Source organism: Pseudomonas sp. CFBP 13719 (assembly GCF_014842095.1).
GTDB lineage: Bacteria > Pseudomonadota > Gammaproteobacteria > Pseudomonadales > Pseudomonadaceae > Aquipseudomonas.
This window is the reverse complement of the sequence record NZ_JACYVB010000009.1, coordinates 72,398-94,642: the sequence shown is the minus strand read 5'-3', so window position 1 is coordinate 94,642 and position 22,245 is coordinate 72,398. Positions and strand designations below refer to the sequence as shown.

The window sequence follows — 22,245 nt, the reverse complement described above, 5'->3', positions numbered from 1 at the left end:
GTGAAGCATCGTGATGGGTGAAGAGCAGCGCTTCGTGCGTTTTCTGCGTGAGCGCATCGGCTTGGACGTGGCCTCGGTAGGCCCGGCGCTGATCGAGCGCGCGGTCGCGCAGCGCAGCCAGGCCGCGCATGTCCGCGACCTGGATGCCTACTGGAAGCTGCTGCAGGGCTCGGCGGCGGAGCAGCAGGCGTTGATCGAGGCGGTCATCGTCCCGGAAACCTGGTTCATGCGTTACCCCGAGTCCTTCGCCGCGCTGTGCAAGGTCGCCAAGGCGCGGCTCGCCGAACGGCCTGGTGTGGCGCTGCGCATCCTCAGCCTGCCGTGTTCCACTGGCGAGGAACCTTACTCGATCGCCATGGCCTTGCTCGACGCCGGGCTGGCGCCGCAGCAATTCAGTGTGGACGGCGTGGACATCAGCCCCCTGTCGGTGGCCCGGGCAACACGAGGGATCTATGGCCGCAATTCGTTTCGCGGCGCGCCGCTGACCTTTCGCGACCGTCATTTCGCGCCTGCGGATGAGGGGTATCTGCTCGATGCTCAGGTTCGCGCACAGGTGCGCTTGCAGGTCGGCAACATTCTCGATCCGCTGCTGCTGGGCGGCGAACTGCCCTATGACTTCGTGTTCTGCCGCAACCTGCTCATCTATTTCGACCTGCCGACCCAGCAGCAGGTGTTCGAAGTGCTGAAGAAGCTCACCTGTGAAAACGGCGCGTTGTTCATCGGTCCTGCCGAAGGCAGTCTGCTGGCACGGTTGGGCATGCGCCCGATCGGTATTGCCCAGTCCTTCGCGTTCGTCCGCGATCGCCATGTTGCACCAACGCCCACACCGCTGCCTCCGGCAACGGCGCGCCTGCAGATGCCGATCAAGCTGTTGCCCGAGCCGGGCAGGTTGCCCTTGCGAACGCGCACCCGTGCGCTGCCGGTGGCCAATGCCGCCGAGGCAGTGGCGAGCGATGGCGCCGGTCTGCTCGCGCAAATCGCCCGGTTGGCCAACGAAGGCAAGAGTGCCGAGGCGCAGGCCGCGTGCGAGGCGTTTCTGCGCAGTCACGGTCCCGACCCCCAGGTGTTCTACTGGTTGGGCCTGCTCAGTGATGTCGGCGGGCAGGTCCTGCAGGCGCAAGGTTATTACCGCAAGGCGCTGTACCTCGATCCACAGCACGCCGAGGCCCTGGCCCATCTGGCCATGCTGCTCACCGCCCAGGGCGACATTGCCGGTGCGCGGCGACTGCAGGAGCGCGCGGCACGCAACGACCGGCCGCACGTCCAGGAGCATAAGCGATGACCGCCCTGGACCTGATCGACAGCGACGCCCAGCAGATCGACGACTGCTGGAACCGTATTGGCATTCATGGCGATAAATCCTGCCCATTGCTGGCTGAACATATCCACTGCCGCAATTGCGCGGTGTATGCCTCGGCGGCCGTGCGCCTGCTGGACCGCTACGCACTGGACCGCCAGCACGCGCCGATGCACTACAGCGAAACCCTGGGCCGTGTCGAAAGCAGGTCGCTGGTGCTGTTCCGCCTGGGCGATGAATGGCTGGCGCTGGCCACCCGCTGCCTGGTCGAAGTGGCCCCGGTGCAGGCAGTGCATTCGCTGCCGCACCAGCGTTCGCGTGCCTTGCGCGGGGTCGCTAACGTGCGCGGCGCGCTGGTGCCATGCCTGGCGTTGGAGGAACTTCTCGGCATCGATACCCAGCACGTGGCGCCGGCCGCGTCGGCGCGGGTCATGCCGCGCATGCTGATCATCGCCATAGACGGCGGCTCGGTGGTGGTACCGGTGGAAGAAGTGGATGGCATTCATCGGATCGACCTGGTCGAGCTCGAACAGGCGTCTACCGCCACCACCCAGGCGGGCGCCCGTTTCACCCAAGGCGTTTTGCCGTTTCGCCAGCGCAGTGTGCGCCTGCTCGATGACAAGGCGCTGCTGATCGCCATGAACCGGAGCCTGACATGACCCCGGAACAGATGCGCGACGCCTCGTTGCTGGAGCTGTTCAGCCTGGAAGCCGAGGCCCAGACCCAGGTGCTCAATGCCGGGCTGCTGGCCCTGGAACGCAATCCGACCCAGGCCGATCAACTGGAAGCGTGCATGCGCGCGGCCCACTCGCTCAAGGGGGCCGCCCGCATCGTCGGCCTCGATGCCGGGGTGCGTGTGGCTCACGTGATGGAAGATTGCCTGGTCGCGGCGCAGGAGCGGCGCGTCTACCTGATGCCCGAACACATCGATGCGTTACTGTTGGGCACCGACCTGCTGATGCGCATCGGCACGCCCGGGCCTGGCGCACCCGGTACCGCCGATATCGAGGCCTACGAGACGCAGATGGCCGCGGTGATGGACCCGTTGGCGGCCTCTGCGGCGCAGGTGCAGATCAGCGCGCCTGTCCCGGCCGCGCTGCCCATGGAGGTCACGCCCGAGCCGCCTCGGGACATCGATCCGTCGCAAGCGATGCCGGGCCAGGACGACCCGGCGGCCGAACTTCCTGCCAGCCGGGCGCGCCGGGTCAGCGATACCGGCGAGCGCGTGCTGCGGGTCACGGCGGAACGCCTGAACAGCCTGCTGGACCTGTCGAGCAAGTCGCTGGTCGAAACCCAGCGGCTCAAGCCCTATCTGCTGACCATGCAGCGCCTCAAGCGCATGCAGGCGCAAAGCATCCGCGCGCTTGGCGGGCTTGCCGAACAGTTGCAGCTCGAGGGCCACAGCGCCGAGGTGCGCGACGCCCTGGCGCAGGCGCAGTCGCTGCTGGATCAGACCCAGCAGATGCTGCTGCAGCAAACTGCCGAACTGGACGATTTCGGCTGGCAGGCCAGCCAGCGCGCGCAGTTGCTCTACGACACGGCGCTGGCTTGCCGCATGCGCCCATTCGCCGACATGCTCGGTGGACAGGAACGCATGGTCCGCGACCTCGGCCGGTCATTGGGCAAGCAGGTGCGCCTGGATATCGAAGGCGAGAAGACCCAGGTCGATCGCGACGTGCTGGAGAAGCTCGAAGCGCCCTTGACCCACCTGCTGCGCAACGCCGTCGACCACGGTATCGAAACTGCAGAACAGCGATTGCTGGCCGGCAAGCCTGCCGAAGGTCGCGTGGTGCTGCGTGCTTCGCACCAGGCAGGATTGCTGGTGGTGGAACTGAGTGACGACGGGGCAGGTGTCGACCTCGCCGCGCTGCGGCGCAGCATCGTCCAGCGCGGTTTGTCGGCCGCCGATACGGTGGAGCAGCTCAGTGAAGAAGAGCTGCTGAGCTTTCTGTTCCTGCCCGGCTTCAGCATGCGCGACACGGTGACCGAGGTCTCGGGCCGCGGCGTTGGCCTGGATGCGGTATTGCACCTGATTCGCCAGCTGCGCGGCTCGGTCGAACTGATCCAAGTGCCAGGGCAGGGCAGTCGCTTCCATATCGAGGTGCCGCTGACCTTGTCGGTGGCGCGCAGCCTGGCTGTGGAAGTGGGGGGCGAGGCCTATGCGTTTCCGCTGGCCCACATCGAACACACCATGGACCTGCCGGCCGAAGACATCATCCAGCTCGAGGGCCGCCAGCACTTCTGGTACCAGAACCGCCATGTCGGGCTGGTTGCGGCTAGCCAGCTGCTGCAGAGACCGGCCAGCCAGGCCGGTGAAGCGAGTCTCAAGGTGGTGGTGATCCGCGACCGCGAGGCGATCTACGGCGTGGCCGTGGAACGCTTCATCGGTGAGCGCACCTTGGTAGTGTTGCCGCTGGACGCCCGCCTGGGCAAGGTCCAGGATATTTCCGCCGGTGCCTTGCTCGACAACGGTTCGGTGGTACTGATCATCGACGTCGAAGACATGTTCCGCTCGGTGGAAAAGCTGCTCAATACTGGCCGTCTGGAGCGTATCGACAAACGCAGCCAGCAGGTCGAATCAGCCCGCAAACGGGTACTGGTGGTGGATGATTCGCTCACCGTCCGCGAGCTGCAGCGCAAGCTGCTCAGCCATCGTGGCTATGACGTGGCGGTGGCCGTCGACGGCATGGATGGCTGGAACGCGTTGCGCAGCGAAGACTTCGACCTGCTGATCACCGACATCGACATGCCGCGCATGGACGGTATCGAGTTGGTGACCCTGCTGCGCCGCGACAGCCGCCTGCAGTCGTTGCCGGTCATGGTGGTGTCCTACAAGGACCGGGAAGAGGACCGCCGCCGCGGCCTCGACGCCGGGGCCGATTATTACCTGGCCAAGGCCAGTTTCCACGACGACGCCTTGCTCGATGCGGTGGTTGAATTGATCGGAGGGGCGCGGGGATGAGGATCGCTATCGTCAATGACATGCCCATGGCCGTGGAGGCGCTGCGCCGGGCGATCGCGCTGGAACCGTCCCATGACGTGGTGTGGGTGGCCGCCAACGGTCGCGAGGCAGTCGAGCGCTGTCAGGCCGTAACCCCGGACCTGATCCTGATGGATCTGATCATGCCCGTGATGGACGGCGTGGAAGCCACCCGACAGATCATGGCCAATACGCCCTGCGCCATCGTCATCGTCACGGTCGACCGCCAGCAGAACGTTCATCGTGTCTTCGAGGCCATGGGGCACGGTGCCCTGGATGTGGTCGATACGCCGACGCTGGGGGTGGGCGACGCTCGCGAAGCGGCGGCGCCGTTGCTGCGCAAGATCTTCAACATCGGTTGGCTGGTGGGACAGCGCAGCCCGGCGGTGCGCAGCGAGTTGCCGCTGCCGCGTTCGGGCGGGGTGCGGCAGAAACTGGTGGCCATCGGCTCGTCGGCCGGCGGCCCGGCCGCCCTGGAAATCCTGCTCAAGGGGTTGCCGCGCGATTACCCGGCGGCCATCGTGCTGGTCCAGCACGTGGACCAGGTGTTCGCCGCCGGAATGGCCGAGTGGCTGAGCAGCGCAGCCGGCTTGCCGGTGCGTCTGGCCCGCGACGGTGAAACGCCGTTGGCTGGCACTGTGCTACTGGCAGGCACCAATCATCATATTCGTCTGCTGAAAAATGGTACCTTAACCTACACGGCAGAACCGGTGGACGAGATCTACCGGCCCTCCATAGATGTTTTTTTCCGAAGCGTGGCGCAATTCTGGAATGGCGATGCGGTGGGCGTACTGCTCACCGGCATGGGCCGCGACGGCGCACAGGGCTTGAAGTCGATGCGTCAGCGCGGCTTCTTGACCATCGCGCAGGACCAGCAGAGCAGCGCGGTCTACGGAATGCCGAAAGCGGCGGCGGCCATTGACGCAGCTGTTGAAATTCGTCCGCTGGAGCGGATCGCACCCCGACTGATGGACGTATTTTCACGATGAACTCGAGCCACCGCGTAGGCAGTATCCAGGTGACAACGCATGATTGATCTACAGATCGAAGCCTTCAGGTCCAACGACAACAACAAGTCGATGGTACTTCTGGTGGACGACCAGGCCATGATTGGTGAAGCCATCCGTCGCAGTCTCAGCGACGAGGCCAACATCGACTTCCACTTTTGCGCCGATCCGCAGCAGGCCATCAATCAGGCCATGCGCATCAAGCCGACGGTGATCCTCCAGGACTTGATCATGCCGGGGCTCGACGGCCTGTCGCTGGTGCGTGACTATCGCAACCATCCGGCCACCCAGGATATTCCGATCATCGTTCTGTCGACCAAGGAAGACCCACTGATCAAGAGCGCCGCCTTCGCCGCAGGCGCCAACGATTACCTGGTCAAGCTGCCCGATACCATCGAGCTGGTGGCGCGCATACGCTATCACTCCAAGTCGTACCTGACCCTGCTGCAGCGCGACGAAGCCTACCGCGCGCTGCGCGTGAGTCAGCAGCAGCTGCTCGACACCAACCTGGTGCTGCAGCGGCTGATGAACTCCGATGGCTTGACGGCGCTTTCCAATCGCCGTCATTTCGACGAGTACCTTGAACTGGAATGGCGTCGCGCAATGCGTGACAAGACCCAGCTGTCGCTGTTGATGATCGACGTCGACTACTTCAAGTCCTACAACGACAACTTCGGCCACCTGGCTGGCGACGAAGCCCTTCGCCGCGTGGCTGACGCCATTCGCCATTCCAGCAACCGCTCCAGCGACCTGCCGGCGCGCTATGGCGGCGAAGAGTTCGCCCTGGTGCTGCCGGGTACCTCGCCAGGCGGTGCGCGGCTGGTCGCCGAAAAACTGCGCCAGACCATTGCCGCACTGAACATCCCTCACATCGCACCCCAGGCCGATGCCTGCCTGACGGTGAGCATCGGGCTGTCGACCATGACCCCGCAGCAGGGCAGTCATTGCCGCGAGCTGATCCTGGCCGCCGACAAGGGCCTGTATACGGCCAAGCATGCCGGGCGCAATCAGGTGGTGGTCGGGGATCAGGGCTAGGGCGTTGTAGCGGCGGTACGTTTTTCGCGGCCGCTGACCGCTCCCACGGGACCACAACAGCGCAAACCTCCCTGTGGGAGCGGTCAGCGGCCGCGAAAGGGGCGGCCACATCTTCCCAAAAAAAACGCGCATCCCCTGCTCGGCGGGCTGCTGTCATTGGCCGGCTGCGGTATACTCTCCGGCTTTTGACACGTTACGCACGAGAGCTGCCCGCCATGGAAATCAACCCGATCCTTAACAGCATCAAGGACCTGTCCGAGCGCTCCGAAACCATTCGGGGGTATCTTTGACTACGATCAAAAGCATGAGCGTCTGACCGAAGTCAATCGCGAGCTTGAAGATCCCGCTGTCTGGAACAACCCTGCCTACGCTCAGGAACTGGGCCGCGAGCGTTCGCTGCTGGCGCAGATCGTCGACACCCTCGACGAAATGAACGCCGGCCTGAGCGACGCAAAGGACCTGCTGCAAATGGCGGCCGAAGAAGAAGACCAAGGCGCCGTCGACGACGTTTCCGCCGAAGTCGAGCGCCTGCGCGCCCAGCTCGAGAAGCTGGAATTCCGCCGCATGTTCAGCGGCGAAATGGACGCCAACAACGCCTACCTGGACATCCAGGCCGGCTCCGGCGGCACCGAAGCGCAGGACTGGGCCAACATACTGTTGCGCATGTACTTGCGCTGGGCCGACAAGCGCGGCTTCGACACTACCATCATGGAGCTGTCGGCCGGTGAAGTCGCCGGTATCAAGGGCGCCACCCTGCACATCAAGGGCGAGTACGCCTTCGGTTGGCTGCGCACCGAAATCGGTGTCCACCGCCTGGTGCGCAAGAGCCCGTTCGACTCCGGCAACCGTCGCCACACTTCGTTCTCGGCCGTGTTCGTCTCGCCGGAAATCGATGACAACATCGAGATCGACATCAATCCGGCCGACTTGCGCATCGACACCTACCGCTCCTCCGGTGCCGGTGGCCAGCACGTCAACACCACCGACTCGGCGGTGCGTATCACCCACGTGCCGACCAATACCGTGGTCAGCTGCCAGAACGAACGCTCGCAGCATGCCAACAAGGACACGGCGATGAAGATGTTGCGTGCGCGCCTGTACGAGCAGGAAGTGCAGAAGCGCAACGCGGCCTCGCAGGCGATGGAGGACAGCAAGTCGGACATCGGCTGGGGTCACCAGATTCGCTCCTATGTGCTCGACGCTTCGCGGATCAAGGATCTGCGCACCAACATCGAACGCAGCGACTGCGACAAGGTGCTCGACGGCGACATCGACGAGTACCTCGAAGCCAGCTTGAAACAAGGGCTGTAACACCGCCTGGCAGGCTGGCGCACCCACCGCGTCGGCCTGCCACGGCTGGCCTGCCCGCGATCCCGACGCCTCAGTCGGGAGCAACGAACCCGTGATGGAAAATCAGAACATGAGCGACCAACAACCCGACCCGCAAGACCTGCAACAGGAAGAGAACAGCCTGATCGCCCTGCGCAAGGAAAAGCTTGCTGCCGTGCGCGCCCAGGGCCAGGCCTTCCCCAACGATTTTCGTCGCGACAGCTATGCAGGCGACTTGCAGAAGCAGTACGTCGACAAGACCAAGGAAGAGCTCGCCGAAGCGGCGATTCCGGTCAAGGTCGCCGGTCGCATCATGCTCAACCGTGGCTCGTTCATGGTGATCCAGGACATGACCGGGCGCATCCAGGTCTACGTCAATCGCAAGACCCTGCCCGAAGAAACCCTGGCGCAGGTGAAAACCTGGGACATGGGCGACATCATTGCCGCCGAAGGCACCCTGGCCCGTTCCGGCAAGGGCGACCTCTACGTCGAGATGACCAGTGTGCGCTTGCTGACCAAGTCGCTGCGCCCGCTGCCCGACAAGCACCACGGCCTGGTCGATACCGAGCAGCGCTACCGTCAGCGCTACGTCGACCTGATCGTCAACGAGGAGGTGCGCGACACCTTCCGTGTGCGCTCCCAGGTCATCGCCCACATTCGCAGCTTCCTGGCCAAGCGCGACTTCCTCGAAGTCGAAACGCCGATGCTGCAGACCATTCCCGGCGGCGCCGCGGCCAAGCCGTTCGAAACTCACCACAATGCCCTGGACATGGAAATGTTCCTGCGCATCGCCCCGGAGCTGTACCTCAAGCGCTTGGTGGTCGGTGGCTTCGAAAAGGTTTTCGAGATCAACCGCAACTTCCGCAACGAAGGCGTTTCGACTCGGCACAACCCCGAGTTCACCATGCTCGAGTTCTATCAGGCCTACGCCGACTACGAAGACAACATGGACCTCACCGAAGAGCTGTTCCGTGAGCTGGCCCAGTTGGTACTGGGCAGCACCGACGTGCCCTATGGCGACAAGGTGTTCCATTTCGGCGAGCCGTTCGTGCGCCTGTCGGTGTTCGACTCGATCCTCAAGTACAACCCCGAGCTGACGGCAGACGACCTCAACGATGTCGACAAGGCCCGTGCCATCGCCAAGAAGGCCGGTGCCAAGGTGCTGGGTTTCGAAGGGCTGGGCAAGCTGCAGGTGATGATTTTCGAAGAACTGGTCGAGCACAAGCTCGAGCAGCCGCACTTCATCACCCAGTATCCGTTCGAGGTGTCGCCACTGGCGCGCCGCAATGACGACAACCCCAACGTCACCGATCGCTTCGAGCTGTTCATCGGCGGCCGCGAAATCGCCAATGCCTACTCCGAGCTCAATGATGCCGAAGACCAGGCCGCACGCTTCATGGCCCAGGTGGCGGACAAGGACGCCGGCGACGACGAGGCCATGCACTACGACGCCGACTTCGTTCGGGCGCTGGAATACGGCATGCCGCCCACGGCCGGTGAGGGCATCGGCATCGACCGCCTGGTCATGCTGCTGACCGACTCGCCTTCGATCCGCGATGTGATCCTGTTCCCGCACATGCGACCACAAGCCTGACGGTCGTTGATCAGCCGCCCCATGGGGCGGCTTTTTTATGAGCGCAGGTCAGCGGTGTCATTGCCGGCCGCCGACGCGGCTCGCGCCGCTGCTACAGGGATTGCGATCTCACGCCGTCGTGACAGGCGATTACGCTATCGTGTAGCAGCGGCGCAAGCCGCGTCGGGGCCCGCACCCACTCCCACTCACTCAAAGGATACGAGCAGTGATCCCAGCCACACCCAGACAGGGAGCCGCCAGCGTTGCCTCGACGCTGGCCCTCAACGTCCAGTATCAAGGCCGCAAGGCCAGCCGCCAGGGCAGTGAACTGCGCCGCCAGGAAATCCTCGATGCCGCCATGCGCATCGTTGTGCGCGATGGTGTGCGGGGCGTGCGCCATCGCGCCGTGGCCGCCGAAGCCGGGGTGCCGCTGTCGGCCACCACTTACTACTTCAAGGACATCGATGACCTGCTCAACGATGCCTTCGCTCAGTACGTCGAGCGCAGCGCCGTGTTCATGGCCAAGCTGTGGAGCAACACCGAAGAGTTGCTGCGCGCCCTGATCGCCAGTGGCGACGGCAGCCCTCAGGCCCGCGCCGCACTGGCCGACGAAATCGCCCGCCTGACTGCCGACTACGTTACGCATCAGTTGCAGACCCGTCGCGACCACTTGATCGCCGAGCAGGCCTTTCGTCAGGAAGCGTTGCTCAACCCGCGCCTGGCCGAACTGGTGCTGGCGCATCAGGACATTCTTCTGCAGGGCGGGCGGCAGATGCTCGAGGTGCTTGGCTCGCGCGAACCGTCGCAGGACGCACAGGTGTTGACGGCGATTATCGGGCGGATGGAATATCAGGGGCTGCTGGCCAGTGCCCCTGCCGATGCCGACCGAGAAATGCTCGGCATCCTTACCCGTTTCATGCAGTGGGTACTGAGCTGAGCCCCATGCAGTGAGAGGTCCGCTGCCGGCGGGCCGAGCCAGAACGAGGAGCAGTACGGTGGACGAGTATCAGCAGACGATTCGAGACCTGTCCGACCGCATCGTGCACGCGCAGACGCCGATCCGCGTGCTCGATGCGGTGAAATGGGACGACTCCATTCGTCACGGCTTTCTGCAGGCGGGCGGCAAGCAGATGCCTGCGGTCGACCGCGACTATTACCAGAATCGCGCCCTGGGCTTCGACTCCAGTGCGGTCAAGCTGGAATTCCAGAACATCGAGCGCGACATCACCCGTCAGCTCGGCCAGTTCAACCCGGTCGGGCAGATCATGCGGCGCATGTGCAAGGAGTACCGCATGGTGGTGCGCATGCTCGAGGCACGCGGCACCGAGGACTTCGGCCTGATCTCGCAGGAGCTGTACGGCGCCGCGTCGGATGCGTTTCATGCTGGCGATCCGACCTTGGCCGACCTCGGCCTGATGCTCTCCGATTACCTGAACAACATTGCCGGGCGCGGCGATCTCAAGGACGAAGCCAAGACCCTGACCGCCAAGGATGCAGTGAACATGCTGCAAGGGCGCCTCAACCGGGTGTTCGGCGAAACCGAGGGCACCATCCGCGTGTTCGAATCCGATGGTATCGTCGCCGACGCTGCCGCAGGCGCGGACTACATCAAGATCCGCAGTGATGCCATGTTCAACGAACGCGATGTGCGCGCGCTCGAAGTGCACGAGGGCCTGGTCCATGTTGCCACCACCCTCAACGGCCAGAACCAGCCGATCTGCACCTTTCTGTCCAAGGGGCCGCCATCGTCCACGGTGACCCAGGAAGGCCTGGCCATTCTGATGGAAGTGATTGCCTTCGCTTCCTACCCGAGCCGTCTGCGCAAGCTGACCAATCGTACGCGCGCGATCCACATGGTCGAGGAGGGCGCCGACTTCCTGCAGGTGTTCGAATTCTTCCGCGAAGAAGGCTTCGAAATGCCCGAGGCCTATGGCAACGCCAGCCGAGTGTTCCGCGGCTCGACTCCGACCGGTCTGCCGTTCACCAAGGACCTGTCGTACCTGAAAGGCTTCATCATGGTCTACAACTACATTCAGCTGGCCGTGCGCAAGGGCAAGCTGGAACAGGTGCCGCTGCTGTTTTGTGGCAAGACCACCCTGGAGGACATGCGCACGCTGCGCCAACTGGTCGACGAAGGGCTGGTGACGCCGCCCAAGTACCTGCCCGAACAGTTCCGCGACATGAATGCACTGTCCGCCTGGATGTGCTTCTCGAACTTCCTCAATCACCTGAGCCTGGACCGAATTGAAGCCGACTACTCGAACATCCTCTGACCTGCCGACGCGGCTGCACCGCTTCCCTGTAGCAGCGGCGCGAGCCGCGTCCGGACGTTGCACATGATGGCCTGCCTGCCGCGACGCCTGCCAGCGCTGCTGCTACTGACCGCGCTACTGACTGGCTGCAGCTCATTATTGTTCTACCCCGAGCAGGGTTTGCCGTTCACGCCGGAAAAAGCCGGGCTGGCCTTCGAGGACGTCAGCCTGACGGCCACCGATGGCACCCGCCTGCACGGTTGGTGGCTGCCCGCCAAGCCCGGCGTGGAGGTCAAGGGCACCGTGCTGCACCTGCACGGCAACGGCGGCAACCTGGCCTGGCACCTCGGGGGCAGTTGGTGGTTGCCCGAACAGGGCTACCAGGTGCTGATGCTCGACTACCGTGGCTACGGCGTTTCGGAGGGCTCGCCCAGCCTGCCGGCGATCTACCAGGACATCGACGCAGCGTTCGTCTGGCTGGCAGCCAAGCCCGAGGTGCAGGCCAAGCCGTTGGTCCTGCTGGGGCAAAGCCTGGGTGGCGCCATGGCCGTGCACTACCTGGCCCAACACCCCAGCCAGCGTCAGCGCCTCCAGGCCGTGGTGCTCGATGGCGTACCCGCCAGTTACCGTGCCGTTGGCCAGTACGCACTGAGCACGTCATGGCTGACCTGGCCACTGCAGGTGCCGCTATCGTGGCTGGTGCCCGACAGCGACAGCGCGATTCGCTCCATTGCCCAGCTCGAGGGCACACCCGCGCTGCTTTTCCAGAGCATGGATGACCCTATCGTACCCTTGGCCAACGGTATCGCACTTTACAAGCAGGCACCGCTGCCGCGAGTCCTGCAGCTGACTCGCGGCGGTCATGTTCAGACCTTCGCCGACCCGACGTGGCGCCAGGTCATGCTGCGCTACCTGGAGGACCCGCAGCACTTCAACGGCATCCGACGGTTGGGAGAAGTGCCCAATCACCCGTGAACGTCAAGGCGTAGGGGGGCGTGAGGATGGGCCCGGCGGTGACGCCTGCAGGATACTGCGGGTCAGTTGCAGGCGCGCCTGGCTCACGCTTTCCAGCAAGGCCGCGTAGGCCAGGTTGTATGAGCTGACGCCATGCTGCTCGGTGTCGCTCAACCGCAGCCTTTCGGGCAAAGGCGCCAACGGGCCCAGCTGACCGCTGTTGACCAGCACTTCATGCAAGCGCTGGCGCTCACTTTCGGACAGCTGCGGCGGCTGCCGCTCCTCGTTGATGGAGGCGTCGAGGGCTTCGGCCACATGGCGTTGCCAGCGATCGATAGCCTGACTTTGACCGTTGCAGGCAGTGCTTATGAACAGCTGCCAGTAAGGTTGGCGATTCACATAGTCTATCCAGGCGTCGTCGTGTCGCTCCAAGGCATAGTTGCCGGCAGCATCGAGCATGCTTTGCGTCACCCAGAGGGTGTAGCTGGTGAACGCTTGTACCAACGGGGGATTGCTCAGGTCCAGCCGTTCAGCCAGCGCCATGCAGAAATACAGCACGATTTCGACATCGTCGATGACATGGCCTTGCTCACCCCAGCGACCGATATGCAGCATGACGTAGTCCCGGACACGCGCCTCACGCCAGTCCTGTCGTGCCATGGCAATCACTGCGGGAATGGCAGACTCGTCGCATGTTTGCTCGAGCAGTGCGTATACCCTCGCAAGGTTTGCCATTGACGAGAAGATCAAGGCATCGCGGTCCACGCAGCTAACCGCGTCCTGCGCTTGCTCATACAGCTGTGCACGCAGTTGTCGATGATTGCACGCACCGCGGATGACGACCTGGATGCGAGCCCGCATGTTGGTACCGGGAAGCCGCGCCTGTGCCGATACATCCAGGCGCAGCAGCAGCCTGAAAAAGTCAGCGGCGGCTGGATCCGTATCATCCAGCAATTGATTGGCCTGCTGCAGCTGGTCCGCCGGAAAACCTGTGAACAGACGAGGCGCATCGCGCAGTGTCTGTTCGTTGCGCGCCGTGATTGATTCCCCAGGCGAAAGCGGTGAAATCAGTGAGCGCGGCGACCACTCCGAATCCATTGATTCGGAGGGTTCAGGTTCGAGGTAGACGTTGCCCACCGTGCGCATTTCTGCTTCAAAGCGCGAGCGCAGAGGCTCAGGCAATGACGCGCTGTACAGACAGAGCCCCGGTGTACTTCCGGCACCTGGCGGCACGCTGGCAATGTTCAGATGGCTGAGGTCGGCGTGGTGCAAGCGTGGCAGCGATTCCAGGCCCACTGGCCAGTGGTCCAGGTTGGACGCGCTCAGGTCCAGCTCCTCCAGAAGTCCCAGGCGGCTGAGGTCCAAGGTCACCGGCGCGGTCGAAATACCTTGGCCGGCGCCCGGTACATGCTCTTCGCTATTGAAGAGTTGTCCGGGTATCAACGGGTTGTTCGACAGATCCAGAACGCGCAGTTGCACCATCGTCGCAAGATCGCGGGCGTCTGCCGCGCTCAGGATGATCAGGTTCTGGGTGAGGTTCAGCGTGTGCAGCGACCTGCGGCTGGCCAGTACGGCAAATACCCCGGCTTCGAACCCGGCCCTGGAGTTTTGCAGCGTCAAGGTGTGCAGGGAGCCGCTGGCGGTGAGGCGACGGACCTGCTGGTGTGTCCAACTGAAGTCTGGCAACTGCATGTCGTTGAGGACCAGAGTCTGCAGATGCCGCAGCGTGCCAACCGCCGCGATGGCTTCAGGGGCCAGATTACTGCGTGACAGGTCCAGCAAGCGCAGATTGTGCAGGCTGCTCAACGCTTCGGGAAGGACGGTCATCGGCAGGTTGATGAGTTCCAGGCGACGCAGATTGGGCATGTGCCGCAGCATCGATTCAAGGTTGTCCAATCGCTGGAAGCCAACCAGACGCAGGTACTCGACTGCCGGCAGGTCAATGTCCAGAGGCGGCAGCGCACCCAAATCGCCCTCGGTCAAATGCAGGCTTGCGGGGCGCAGGGCGATCCGCGCCTCCCACGCGTGCAGCAGGTCGTCGACTGCTCTTTCACGTTCTCGCCGCATGTACCCTGCAGTGCCCTGCTCGGCCCACGACCCTGCGCTGGCGAGCAGGCGAGGGCGCTCCTGCTCGAGTCTGGCGAGCATCGGGCCGATCGGCACGTTGTGCTGCAGCAGGTAGCCAAGGTAATCCTCGGCAGTAGAGGTCATGAAGGCCGATGAGGTGGGGGTGAACAAGCGTTCAAGTCTTGCAGTGGCCGGGTCGCGATCGAACATCTCTGTCTCGCGGGGCCAGGCGTCGCGCCGTGCCACTGTGCCCGGCGTGGGGCTCAGCCACGTACGCGGCACGGGCAGATTGAGCAGGGTCTGGGCCCGAGTGCGCCGGGTCAGGGCCATTTCGCTGAGGCGCTGGTGCAAGCGTTCCGGTTCATTGATTCCCACGCCAATCGCAGTGCGTTGATGGGGGGATAGGGCGTGGAGCAGGGCACGATAGAAGCCGTATTCGCTCAGGTCCTGGGGCAACAGCACTTGGTCCGCGCCGACGGTATACCAGCCTTCTTCATCGTCGCGGTAGACCGACACGGTGTCGACATCCGTGGTGCCGAGTTCTGCCAGAGGCGCACCGGATCGGCCACCGTCGCGCAGCAGCAGGGCGGTACCGGGTTGCCATCCGTCCAGATATTCGAGCAACCGCACCGCCAGGATGAAGGTGTCATTGTTCAGCGTGGAGGGGACGGTAAAACCCTCCAGGGCGTGGATGAGTCGGGCGTCTTGTTCGAGCTGACGGGCCTGCTGTGCCACATCCAGAGGCAGAACGGCGTCGGGCGTCTGCAATGACGCGGCGACCGCCTCGCGGTTGTCATCGATGAACAGCTGTGCCAGTTGCAGGGGAATGGCGGGGTAGCGACGACGCAACTCCCGGGTAGCGCGGTCGGCTGGAATCTCGGCAAGCTCGAAGCGGTGGGCCAGGATGGCCCTGTGCAGCAACATCGACCAGTGCAGCAAGTCCAGGTCTACTTCCAGCGGTGGCACAGGCGCTGCTGTGCAGGCAGAAGGTTGCTGGCAGGGTGGCGGCGTCGGGTCGCCACGGCGCTTGCGGCTCAAGGCCTGCTCCGGCTGGGTTTGACGCCTGGCAGTGGCGTGGTAGAACGCCCGCAGCTGCGGCACGTCGTAGCCTTCGGGCACCGGCAGGCCCTTGCTGATTCGCTCGATGATCTGCGCGACATCGTCGATGATGCGTGCGCGCTTCAAGGCGTAATTCACCAGCATGGGGATCGGCTTGCCTGCCAGGTAGACGCTGCGCAATGGATCGTTGCCGACCCCGCTGATCCGCGCTACCTCAAGCAAGCGCTGATCGTCGAAGCCATCGCTCAGTGGACCGAGACGGCGCAACAGCGAGAGCCGCTTCCAGTGTTCTGGCTTCTCGTGCTGGTGGTACCACGCGCCCTTGTCGTTGTGGCGCAGCAACGGCAGATAGGCGTGGCTGGCTTGCGGGTGTGCAATACGCCACTGCCCCGTTGCATCCTTTTCGACGCGGTAGAACCCCTGGTTGATCTTGATCGCCTGGCCGGCCGCCAGACGGTAAAGCCCTCGTTCATCGGGCCGCCCTGCAGGGGCCTCGGCGTCGGTCAGGCGATACTCGCCCAGCGCCGGAAGCCAGCAGCGTCTGTCGGCACCGACGCGTACGTCGCTCATCGGCATCATCCAATCCGAGGGCTGGCGACCTTCCGGTTCTTCTGCGGCACCGACGCCGACACCTGCACCGAGGATCAGGTGCTGCTGAATGAGACGAGCGAATGACGGGCATTGCTGCTGCAACCGCGCAGCCGCCTGGGCACTGGTAGGAATCAGCACCGCCGCGTCGGCGAGCAGGCGTTTTTCGCGGTTTTGCCGAAGATGAAGGCGCAGACCCTGGCTCAGGATTGGGGCTCGCATCGGAAGTTGGCTCACGGTGTCTGGGTCAAGCCATCTGGCCGTCACCCGTGGCAGGTCGGACAGCGCGATGAAGCGGCTGAAGAAGTGCTGAAACCTGGCATCGAGCAGTTCTCTGCGCACGCTGGCGAAAAAGCTCGCACGTGAAGGGTACTGTTTGAGCGGGTGCAGCGGATGGCCAGGGATGTAGGCCACACAGGGTGCGGCGTCGTCATCGGCGCCCAGCACGATGATCTCGGGCGCAGCCACTTCATTGAACAGCTGCAACGAGCCGATCTGCACCGCCTGTTCATCCACATACAGGCCTTGCTGGGCAAATTCCGCCGAGCCGGTTGCAAAGCCGTCGATCAACCAGTCCAGCATCCTCCGGCCTGGCCTGCCTATGTGCTCGCGGATGCTGGCCAGCGTGGTTTCTTCCTGCAGGATAGCCTGGTAGGCATCCTGCATCGCAGCGCGCAGCACCGACGTGGTCGATGCCGAACGCAAATAGGCAAAGTATTGCTCGTCCAGCGAAAGCCTGTGTTGAACGGCCCATACATCGTTGGGGGTAACGCTCGCCCAGTCGGTGCTCGACAGGTTGCTGCGGATGAACCGATACAGGCTCTGTAGGGTGCCGAACGCTTGCGTTGCACGCTGTCGGGCCTGCCAGCTTCGCGCGTGATGTTCCTGCAATTGGCGCCGCTGCTCGGCGCTGGCCCGTTCGAGCCAAGGGGGCTGGTCCGCGCTTTCAAGGGGCGAAACCAGGGTTTCGTACTGGCGGGTCAGGTGTTTCGAGGGGGTAGCGGGCATGCACGTCTTCCTTCATCGAGTGAAGACGTCATTGGCTGTGAAGAGGGGCAGTGATGAGCGCTACATAATCATCGTCACGGCACGATGGGCAAAAAAAATCCCGGCACAGGCCGGGATTTCCTCTCCGTCCAGAAGCATCAACGCATCGAGGAGCGCGGCGCAACAGGCTGGTTGTCGTTGGAAATGGTCACTTCCACGCGGCGGTTCTGGGCACGGCCCGAGTTGCTGGTGTTGTCGGCAACAGGGTATTCCTTGCCATAGCCCTGAGCGACGACACGCGAAGGCTCGACGCCAGCGCGGACCAGTGCAGCCATCACCGAAGTGGCGCGGCGCTCGGACAGGCTCTGGTTGTAGGCAGCCGAACCGGTGCTGTCGGTGTAGCCTTCAACGATGACCTTGCGATCAGGGTTTTCCTGAAGGAACTGAGCCAGCTTGGCTACGTTGACGAACGCGGACGACTTCAGCTCGGCCTTGTTCAGGTCGAACAGCACGTCACCGAAGGTCACCAGGGTACCGCGGTCAGTCTGCTTGGCGTTCAGGCTTTCCTGAAGCTTCTTGATCTGAGCGTCGCGGGCCTCCAGGCGAGCCTGAGCGCGCTGGGCAGCGGCACCTTTGAGGGTTTCCTCGGCGCTGCGCAAAGCGATGGTCTGCTTGGCCACTTCAACGCGCTGGTTGGTCAGGTAGGCCAATTGGTCGACCTTCTTGGCATCGGCGTCATCACGGAAGGCTTTGTCGGCCTTATCCAGCCACTCCGACGCGTCCTTGGTTTCCAGGGCCGCCAGCTGTACCGACTTGGGGTTGGTCTGCAGGGACGAGAAGTTGGTCCGCGCCTGCTCCAGGTTAGGGTTAGGCGGGGTGGAGCAAGCTGCCAGGCCAACGCTGAGAGCCAACAGAGCAGGAACCATCAATTGTTTACGCATAATCTTCATCCTTTATTCGAGTTCAAGTCGCGGTGGGCAGCTTACTGAGCGCTGCGCTCGGCTTCTTCACGCAGGTCCTGTACACCCTGCTTGGCGTCTTGCACGGCCTTGGCGGCTTTGCCGGCCTGGGCCTTGCGCTCGGCCAGACGTGCGTCCCACTCGGCCTGTTCGGCCAGCATCTTGGCTTTCCCGTAGTTCTCGTCATGCATGGCGATTTCAGCCTGCTTGAACTTGTCCTGCGCCGCTTTCATTTCGACTGCAGCGTATTCGGTACCGCCAGCGCTCACGGCACTGTTCACGGCCGACTGGGTCACAGCGTACTGTTCGGTCGGTGGCTTGCCGGCGCAGCCAGCCAGGACGAAGGTGGTACCCAGTGCCAGGGCAGCCAGTTTCAGCCCGCGCAGAGGGGTGGACGAGGTTTTGGCAGTACGGGTATTCATGGCTTTCAACTCCATTGGATAGCTCCTGAAAAACATCAAAATCCATGACAGTCGAACGTTTCGCGCGCCTGGGTAAAGCCCGGCGACTCACTGACGCCGCTGGCTGTAATGGTTAAACGTTGGGACACAAGGGAATTTTGAATAGTTCAGAAATTTGTCCGAATGGGTGGTTTTTTTCTGACGCCGTGGGTTTGGCGTGCCGAACAGAATCTGGCCCGGAGATCGACGCCATGCCCCATTCGACCGGTGACAGGGAGGCAGTCAGGCCTCGGCGGCCAGTTGCGTTGCAAAGCTCTCGACCGCGCCCAGTACGCGTTTGGCACCGTCCTGAATTTCGGTGATGACAGTGCCGGCCTGGTTCGCCAGTTGCAGGCCAGACTCCGCTTTGTGTTTGCCAGCACCGATGGTGGCGACCGCAACGGTGGCCAGCTTCTGATTCTGCTGCACCACGCTTTCGATCTCGGCAGTGGCTTGAGTCGTACGCGAGGCTAGCTGACGCACTTCATCGGCGACCACCGCGAAACCGCGGCCTTGTTCCCCGGCCCGCGCAGCTTCGATGGCGGCATTCAACGCCAGCAGATTGGTTTGTGCAGCGATGCCGCTGATCGTCTTGATGATGTTGGAAATGACCTGGCTCTGCTCGTCCAGCGCCTCGATGCCTTCGGCGGCGCTTTGCATGTGATGAGCCAAGTCTTTCATCACGTCGACCGTGTCTCGCACGACTTGCGCCCCGCGCAGCGCGGTTTCATCGGTGCGCACCGATGTGTCGTACGCCACCGTCGCGGCTTCGGCGATGGCTATTTCACGCTCCACCATCTCGGTGATGACGGTAGCGACCTTCACCACTTTGTAGACCTTGGCATTGCCGTCCCGAACCGGGTTGTAGGACGCTTCGAGCCAGACATCCCGGCCCTGACTGTCGATGCGTTTGAAGCGCTGGGCGACGAACTCTCCACGGCGCAGCCGATCCCAGAACGCCTGGTACTCACTGGAATCGGCGATATCGCTGCTGCAGAACAGCCGGTGATGCTTACCCTTGACCTGCTCCAGACGATAGCCCATCGCCTGCAGAAACAGGTCGTTGGCAGTGAGCACATGCCCGTTGAGGTCGAACTCGATCACCGCAGTAGAGCGCAACAGCGCCTGAATGAAGTTCTCATGGGCGCGAGAGGTTTCGATGGTATTGGTCAGGTCGCTCGCATAGCAGGAAAACTTGAGCAGCGTGCCGTCGGTAGCGCGTACGGGGTGCATGATGACGCGCAGCCAGGTCTCGCCGCCGTCCTTGCGCAACAACCGCCAGGCGCCGCAGAAATGTTCTCCCTGCCGGATGGCGGTTCGCACTCGCGCATAGTGCGGGTCGCTGCGCACCTGTTCGGCAACCAGGCTTTCCAGCGGTTTGCCCGCCAGCTCGTCATTGCGGTATTGCAGCACTTCCTCGAAGTTGGCGTTCACCCCGAGAATGCACCCTCGCGGGTCGAGTCTCAGGTGAATGGTTTCTTCGTCCAGACCCTGGCGGATCTGCCGGACCATTGCCACTTCCTCACGCAAGGCGGCCATTTCGTTTTTCATGCGTTTGAACCAGAACATGTGGCAGGCCTCGGGTAGGGGAAGGGCACCTAGATTATCGACCGTGCAGAACCATACTTAAGGTCAAGGTGCTCGCGAACCGACTGCGCGTTCTTCGCTATGAAACGCCCGGGCATGAAAAACCCGGCGCGCAGGCCGGGTTTTCCCAAGCGTGGTGAATCAATGCAGCGAAGCGCGGCTTCTGACCGGTTGGTTGTCGTTGGAAATGGTCACTTCCACGCGGCGGTTCTGGGCACGGCCCGAAGCGTCGCCGTTGCCGGCAACCGGGTAGGCCATACCCAGCCCTTGAGCCACGATGCGTTCGGCACCCACGCCGGTACGCACCAGCTGCACCATGACGGCATTGGCGCGTCGCTGCGACAGGGTCTGGTTGAAGGATGCCGAACCAGTGCTGTCGGTATGCCCTTCGACGATGACCTTGCGGTCCGGGTTGTCGCGCAGGAACTGCGCCAGGCGGCCTATGTTGTCGTAGGCACTGGCGCGCAGCTCGGCTTGCCCCACTTCGAACAGTACGTCGCCGAAGGTTACCAGGCTGCCGCGCTCGGTCTGTGCCACGGCCATCGCTTCGGCTGCGGGCTGCCTGGCGTTGAGGCTTTCCTGCAGTTTCTTGATCTGCGCATCGCGAGCTTCCAGACGGGCCTGGGCACGCAGCGCGGCGACGCCCAGGATCGCCTGCTCGGCCGTGCGCAGCTCGATGGTGTGCCTGGCGACTTCGACACGCTGATTGCTCAGGTAGGCCAGATGACCCACGTGCTCGTCTGCCTCGTTGGCGCGAGCGGCCGTTTCGGCGCGCTCCAGCCAGTCGGCGGCATCCTTGGTTTCCAGGGCGGCCAACTGTACCGACTTGGGGTTGCCCTGCAGGCCGGCGAAGTTGGCCTGGGCCTGCACCAGTTGCGGATTGGGGGTCTTGGAGCAGGCAGCCAGCAGCACGACCAGCGCCGACAGGGCGGGAAACTTGAATGTGTTGTTCACGGTATGTTCCTGAATCTTGAAAGAAGAACCCGAAAGCCAGGCTCAAGAAGCAGCGCGCAGGCCTTCCTCGCGCAAGTCCTGGACACCCTGGCGGGCATCGTCGACGGCGCGGCGAGCCTTGGCCGCCTGAGCCTTGCGCTCGGCCACCCGGGCATCCCACTCAGCCTGCTCGGCGAGGCGCCGGGCTTCATCGTGGTGCTTGCGGTGCAAGGCGATTTCAGCGTTCTTGAGCTTGTCCTGGGCGGACTTCATTTCGATGGCGGCGAACTCGGTGCCACCGGCGCTCACCGCTGCATTGACGGCCGACCGGCTCAACGCATATTGCTCGACCGGCGCGGTGCCGGCACAGCCTGTCAGCACAACACCGGCAGCAAGGCACACAAGGGCTGTTTTCAGAGGGCCGAAACACGACCGTACGCTGGATGTATTCACGCGATAGTGCTCCATTGGACAGCGATTGATTGCTTCGTCCGCTATCCGCGGCACGCCGAATCGGGCTTGCCGCCGCGATGCGCAGCGGACGGATCGATGGCCATTTCCTGGCTCTTTTTTCCGAGTCTACAATCGCTATTGAACACTATCCTATTGATTTGTATGGTTTTATTCGTTAGAGCTGGCTTTTTTTTTCTGGCTATTTGACCAAGCGTTTTACAGGTGTAGGAAACTTCCTGAAGTTGCCAGTCCATGTTCAGTTCGCGGTGTCGTCCGCATCGTTTTTCAAGCGCCCAAGGTGTTCGCGCGACAGCGCCAGGAAACGCGGTGTTGCGCCGATGTCTTCGTACATGGGGTCGCCTTCTTCATCGGTGGCGATGACCTTGGTCCCCTTGACGTAGGGAAAGCTGCCTTCGAGCTCTTCGAGTGCCGCACCGATCAGTTCGCCCAACAGTTCCTGAGCGTGATGCTTGGGGTACATCTGGGTCAGGGCCGCCAGGCGAGCGGCCGACTCCATGTCCAGATGTATGTTGATGCCCGTGTCGGTCAGTCGACCCTTGGCGTTCTGTTCCCAATGCTCGGCCAGTTCATGAATCTTCATAGATACCTCATGCGCAGGTTATTCACGCCCCTGTCCAACCTGCTTGTCAGCCTCGGCTCGGCTGGGGCACTCTTTGCTGTAAAGCCGTTGTCGCCTGGCAGCCGTTGCTGCTTGCCAATAATTTGTAGAGCCGTTTTTCCCGTG

The 22,245-nt window shown here is 63.1% G+C and carries 16 protein-coding genes and 2 pseudogenes; 10 read left to right on the top strand and 8 right to left on the bottom strand.

The genetic code is table 11. The features are described 5' to 3' along the window. Positions 1 to 13: 13 nt before the first annotated feature. From IFT57_RS22945 to IFT57_RS22900, 10 genes are all read left to right on the top strand, one after another. On the top strand, positions 14 to 1,282 hold the full coding sequence (locus tag IFT57_RS22945; RefSeq protein ID WP_192152776.1) for a CheR family methyltransferase: 1,269 nt from the start codon (positions 14 to 16) through the stop codon (positions 1,280 to 1,282). Then, positions 1,279 to 1,956: a chemotaxis protein CheW gene (locus IFT57_RS22940; protein WP_122795255.1), complete on the top strand. Its 678-nt coding sequence runs from the start codon at positions 1,279 to 1,281 to the stop codon at positions 1,954 to 1,956. Before IFT57_RS22945 ends, IFT57_RS22940 begins: the two co-directional genes overlap by 4 nt. Beyond that, positions 1,953 to 4,259 carry a hybrid sensor histidine kinase/response regulator gene (locus IFT57_RS22935; RefSeq protein WP_192152775.1) on the top strand — a complete coding sequence of 769 codons (2,307 nt, stop codon included), beginning with the start codon at positions 1,953 to 1,955 and terminating at the stop codon, positions 4,257 to 4,259. The genes IFT57_RS22940 and IFT57_RS22935 overlap by 4 nt, the downstream gene beginning before the upstream one ends. Continuing rightward, positions 4,256 to 5,266 carry a chemotaxis response regulator protein-glutamate methylesterase gene (cheB, locus tag IFT57_RS22930; protein ID WP_192152774.1) on the top strand — a complete coding sequence of 337 codons (1,011 nt, stop codon included), beginning with the start codon at positions 4,256 to 4,258 and terminating at the stop codon, positions 5,264 to 5,266. Before IFT57_RS22935 ends, cheB begins: the two co-directional genes overlap by 4 nt. A gap of 39 nt (positions 5,267 to 5,305) precedes the next feature. Continuing rightward, on the top strand, positions 5,306 to 6,319 hold the full coding sequence (locus IFT57_RS22925) for a diguanylate cyclase (protein ID WP_122475057.1): 1,014 nt from the start codon (positions 5,306 to 5,308) through the stop codon (positions 6,317 to 6,319). Between the two features lie 215 nt (positions 6,320 to 6,534). After that, a protein-coding gene (gene prfB, locus IFT57_RS22920) for a peptide chain release factor 2 (RefSeq protein ID WP_122742474.1) occupies positions 6,535 to 7,630 on the top strand; the annotation gives its coding sequence in 2 pieces (ribosomal slippage) (positions 6,535 to 6,606 and positions 6,608 to 7,630; 1,095 coding nt in all). Positions 7,631 to 7,739: 109 nt separating this feature from the next. Continuing rightward, complete coding sequence (lysS, locus tag IFT57_RS22915) at positions 7,740 to 9,242, top strand: lysine--tRNA ligase (RefSeq protein ID WP_192152773.1); 1,503 nt, start codon at positions 7,740 to 7,742, stop codon at positions 9,240 to 9,242. A gap of 205 nt (positions 9,243 to 9,447) precedes the next feature. Continuing rightward, positions 9,448 to 10,158 carry a TetR family transcriptional regulator gene (locus IFT57_RS22910; protein ID WP_192152772.1) on the top strand — a complete coding sequence of 237 codons (711 nt, stop codon included), beginning with the start codon at positions 9,448 to 9,450 and terminating at the stop codon, positions 10,156 to 10,158. Positions 10,159 to 10,216: 58 nt separating this feature from the next. Beyond that, positions 10,217 to 11,494 carry a flavohemoglobin expression-modulating QEGLA motif protein gene (locus IFT57_RS22905; RefSeq protein ID WP_122475052.1) on the top strand — a complete coding sequence of 426 codons (1,278 nt, stop codon included), beginning with the start codon at positions 10,217 to 10,219 and terminating at the stop codon, positions 11,492 to 11,494. 63 nt (positions 11,495 to 11,557) lie between these two features. Further along, positions 11,558 to 12,448, top strand: coding sequence for an alpha/beta hydrolase (locus IFT57_RS22900; RefSeq protein WP_244657406.1), 891 nt, complete (start codon positions 11,558 to 11,560; stop codon positions 12,446 to 12,448). Positions 12,449 to 12,451: 3 nt separating this feature from the next. Here the strand turns inward: IFT57_RS22900 and IFT57_RS22895 are convergent, their stop codons facing one another. The 8 genes and pseudogenes from IFT57_RS22895 to IFT57_RS22865 form a co-directional block, all read right to left on the bottom strand. After that, entirely contained in the window at positions 12,452 to 17,149 is a 4,698-nt protein-coding gene (locus IFT57_RS22895; RefSeq protein WP_192152771.1) for an NEL-type E3 ubiquitin ligase domain-containing protein, read from the bottom strand. A 137-nt stretch (positions 17,150 to 17,286) separates the two neighbouring features. After that, positions 17,287 to 18,069, bottom strand: coding sequence for an OmpA family protein (locus tag IFT57_RS22890; protein ID WP_192152770.1), 783 nt, complete (start codon positions 18,067 to 18,069; stop codon positions 17,287 to 17,289). A gap of 41 nt (positions 18,070 to 18,110) precedes the next feature. Then, positions 18,111 to 18,524 carry a DUF4398 domain-containing protein gene (locus IFT57_RS22885; RefSeq protein WP_122795250.1) on the bottom strand — a complete coding sequence of 138 codons (414 nt, stop codon included), beginning with the start codon at positions 18,522 to 18,524 and terminating at the stop codon, positions 18,111 to 18,113. Positions 18,525 to 18,770: 246 nt separating this feature from the next. After that, positions 18,771 to 19,214, bottom strand: a pseudogene (locus IFT57_RS27340) (methyl-accepting chemotaxis protein); the annotation flags it as partial. 108 nt (positions 19,215 to 19,322) lie between these two features. Next, positions 19,323 to 20,039, bottom strand: a pseudogene (locus IFT57_RS27335) (PAS domain-containing protein); the annotation flags it as partial. Positions 20,040 to 20,255: 216 nt separating this feature from the next. After that, positions 20,256 to 21,068, bottom strand: coding sequence for an OmpA family protein (locus IFT57_RS22875; protein ID WP_192152768.1), 813 nt, complete (start codon positions 21,066 to 21,068; stop codon positions 20,256 to 20,258). Between the two features lie 42 nt (positions 21,069 to 21,110). Further along, on the bottom strand, positions 21,111 to 21,515 hold the full coding sequence (locus IFT57_RS22870; protein WP_192152767.1) for a DUF4398 domain-containing protein: 405 nt from the start codon (positions 21,513 to 21,515) through the stop codon (positions 21,111 to 21,113). 241 nt (positions 21,516 to 21,756) lie between these two features. Beyond that, the gene (locus tag IFT57_RS22865; RefSeq protein WP_122795246.1) at positions 21,757 to 22,101 is read right to left on the bottom strand and encodes a pilin assembly protein; all 345 of its coding nucleotides are present in this window, start codon (positions 22,099 to 22,101) and stop codon (positions 21,757 to 21,759) included. Positions 22,102 to 22,245: the final 144 nt, after the last annotated feature.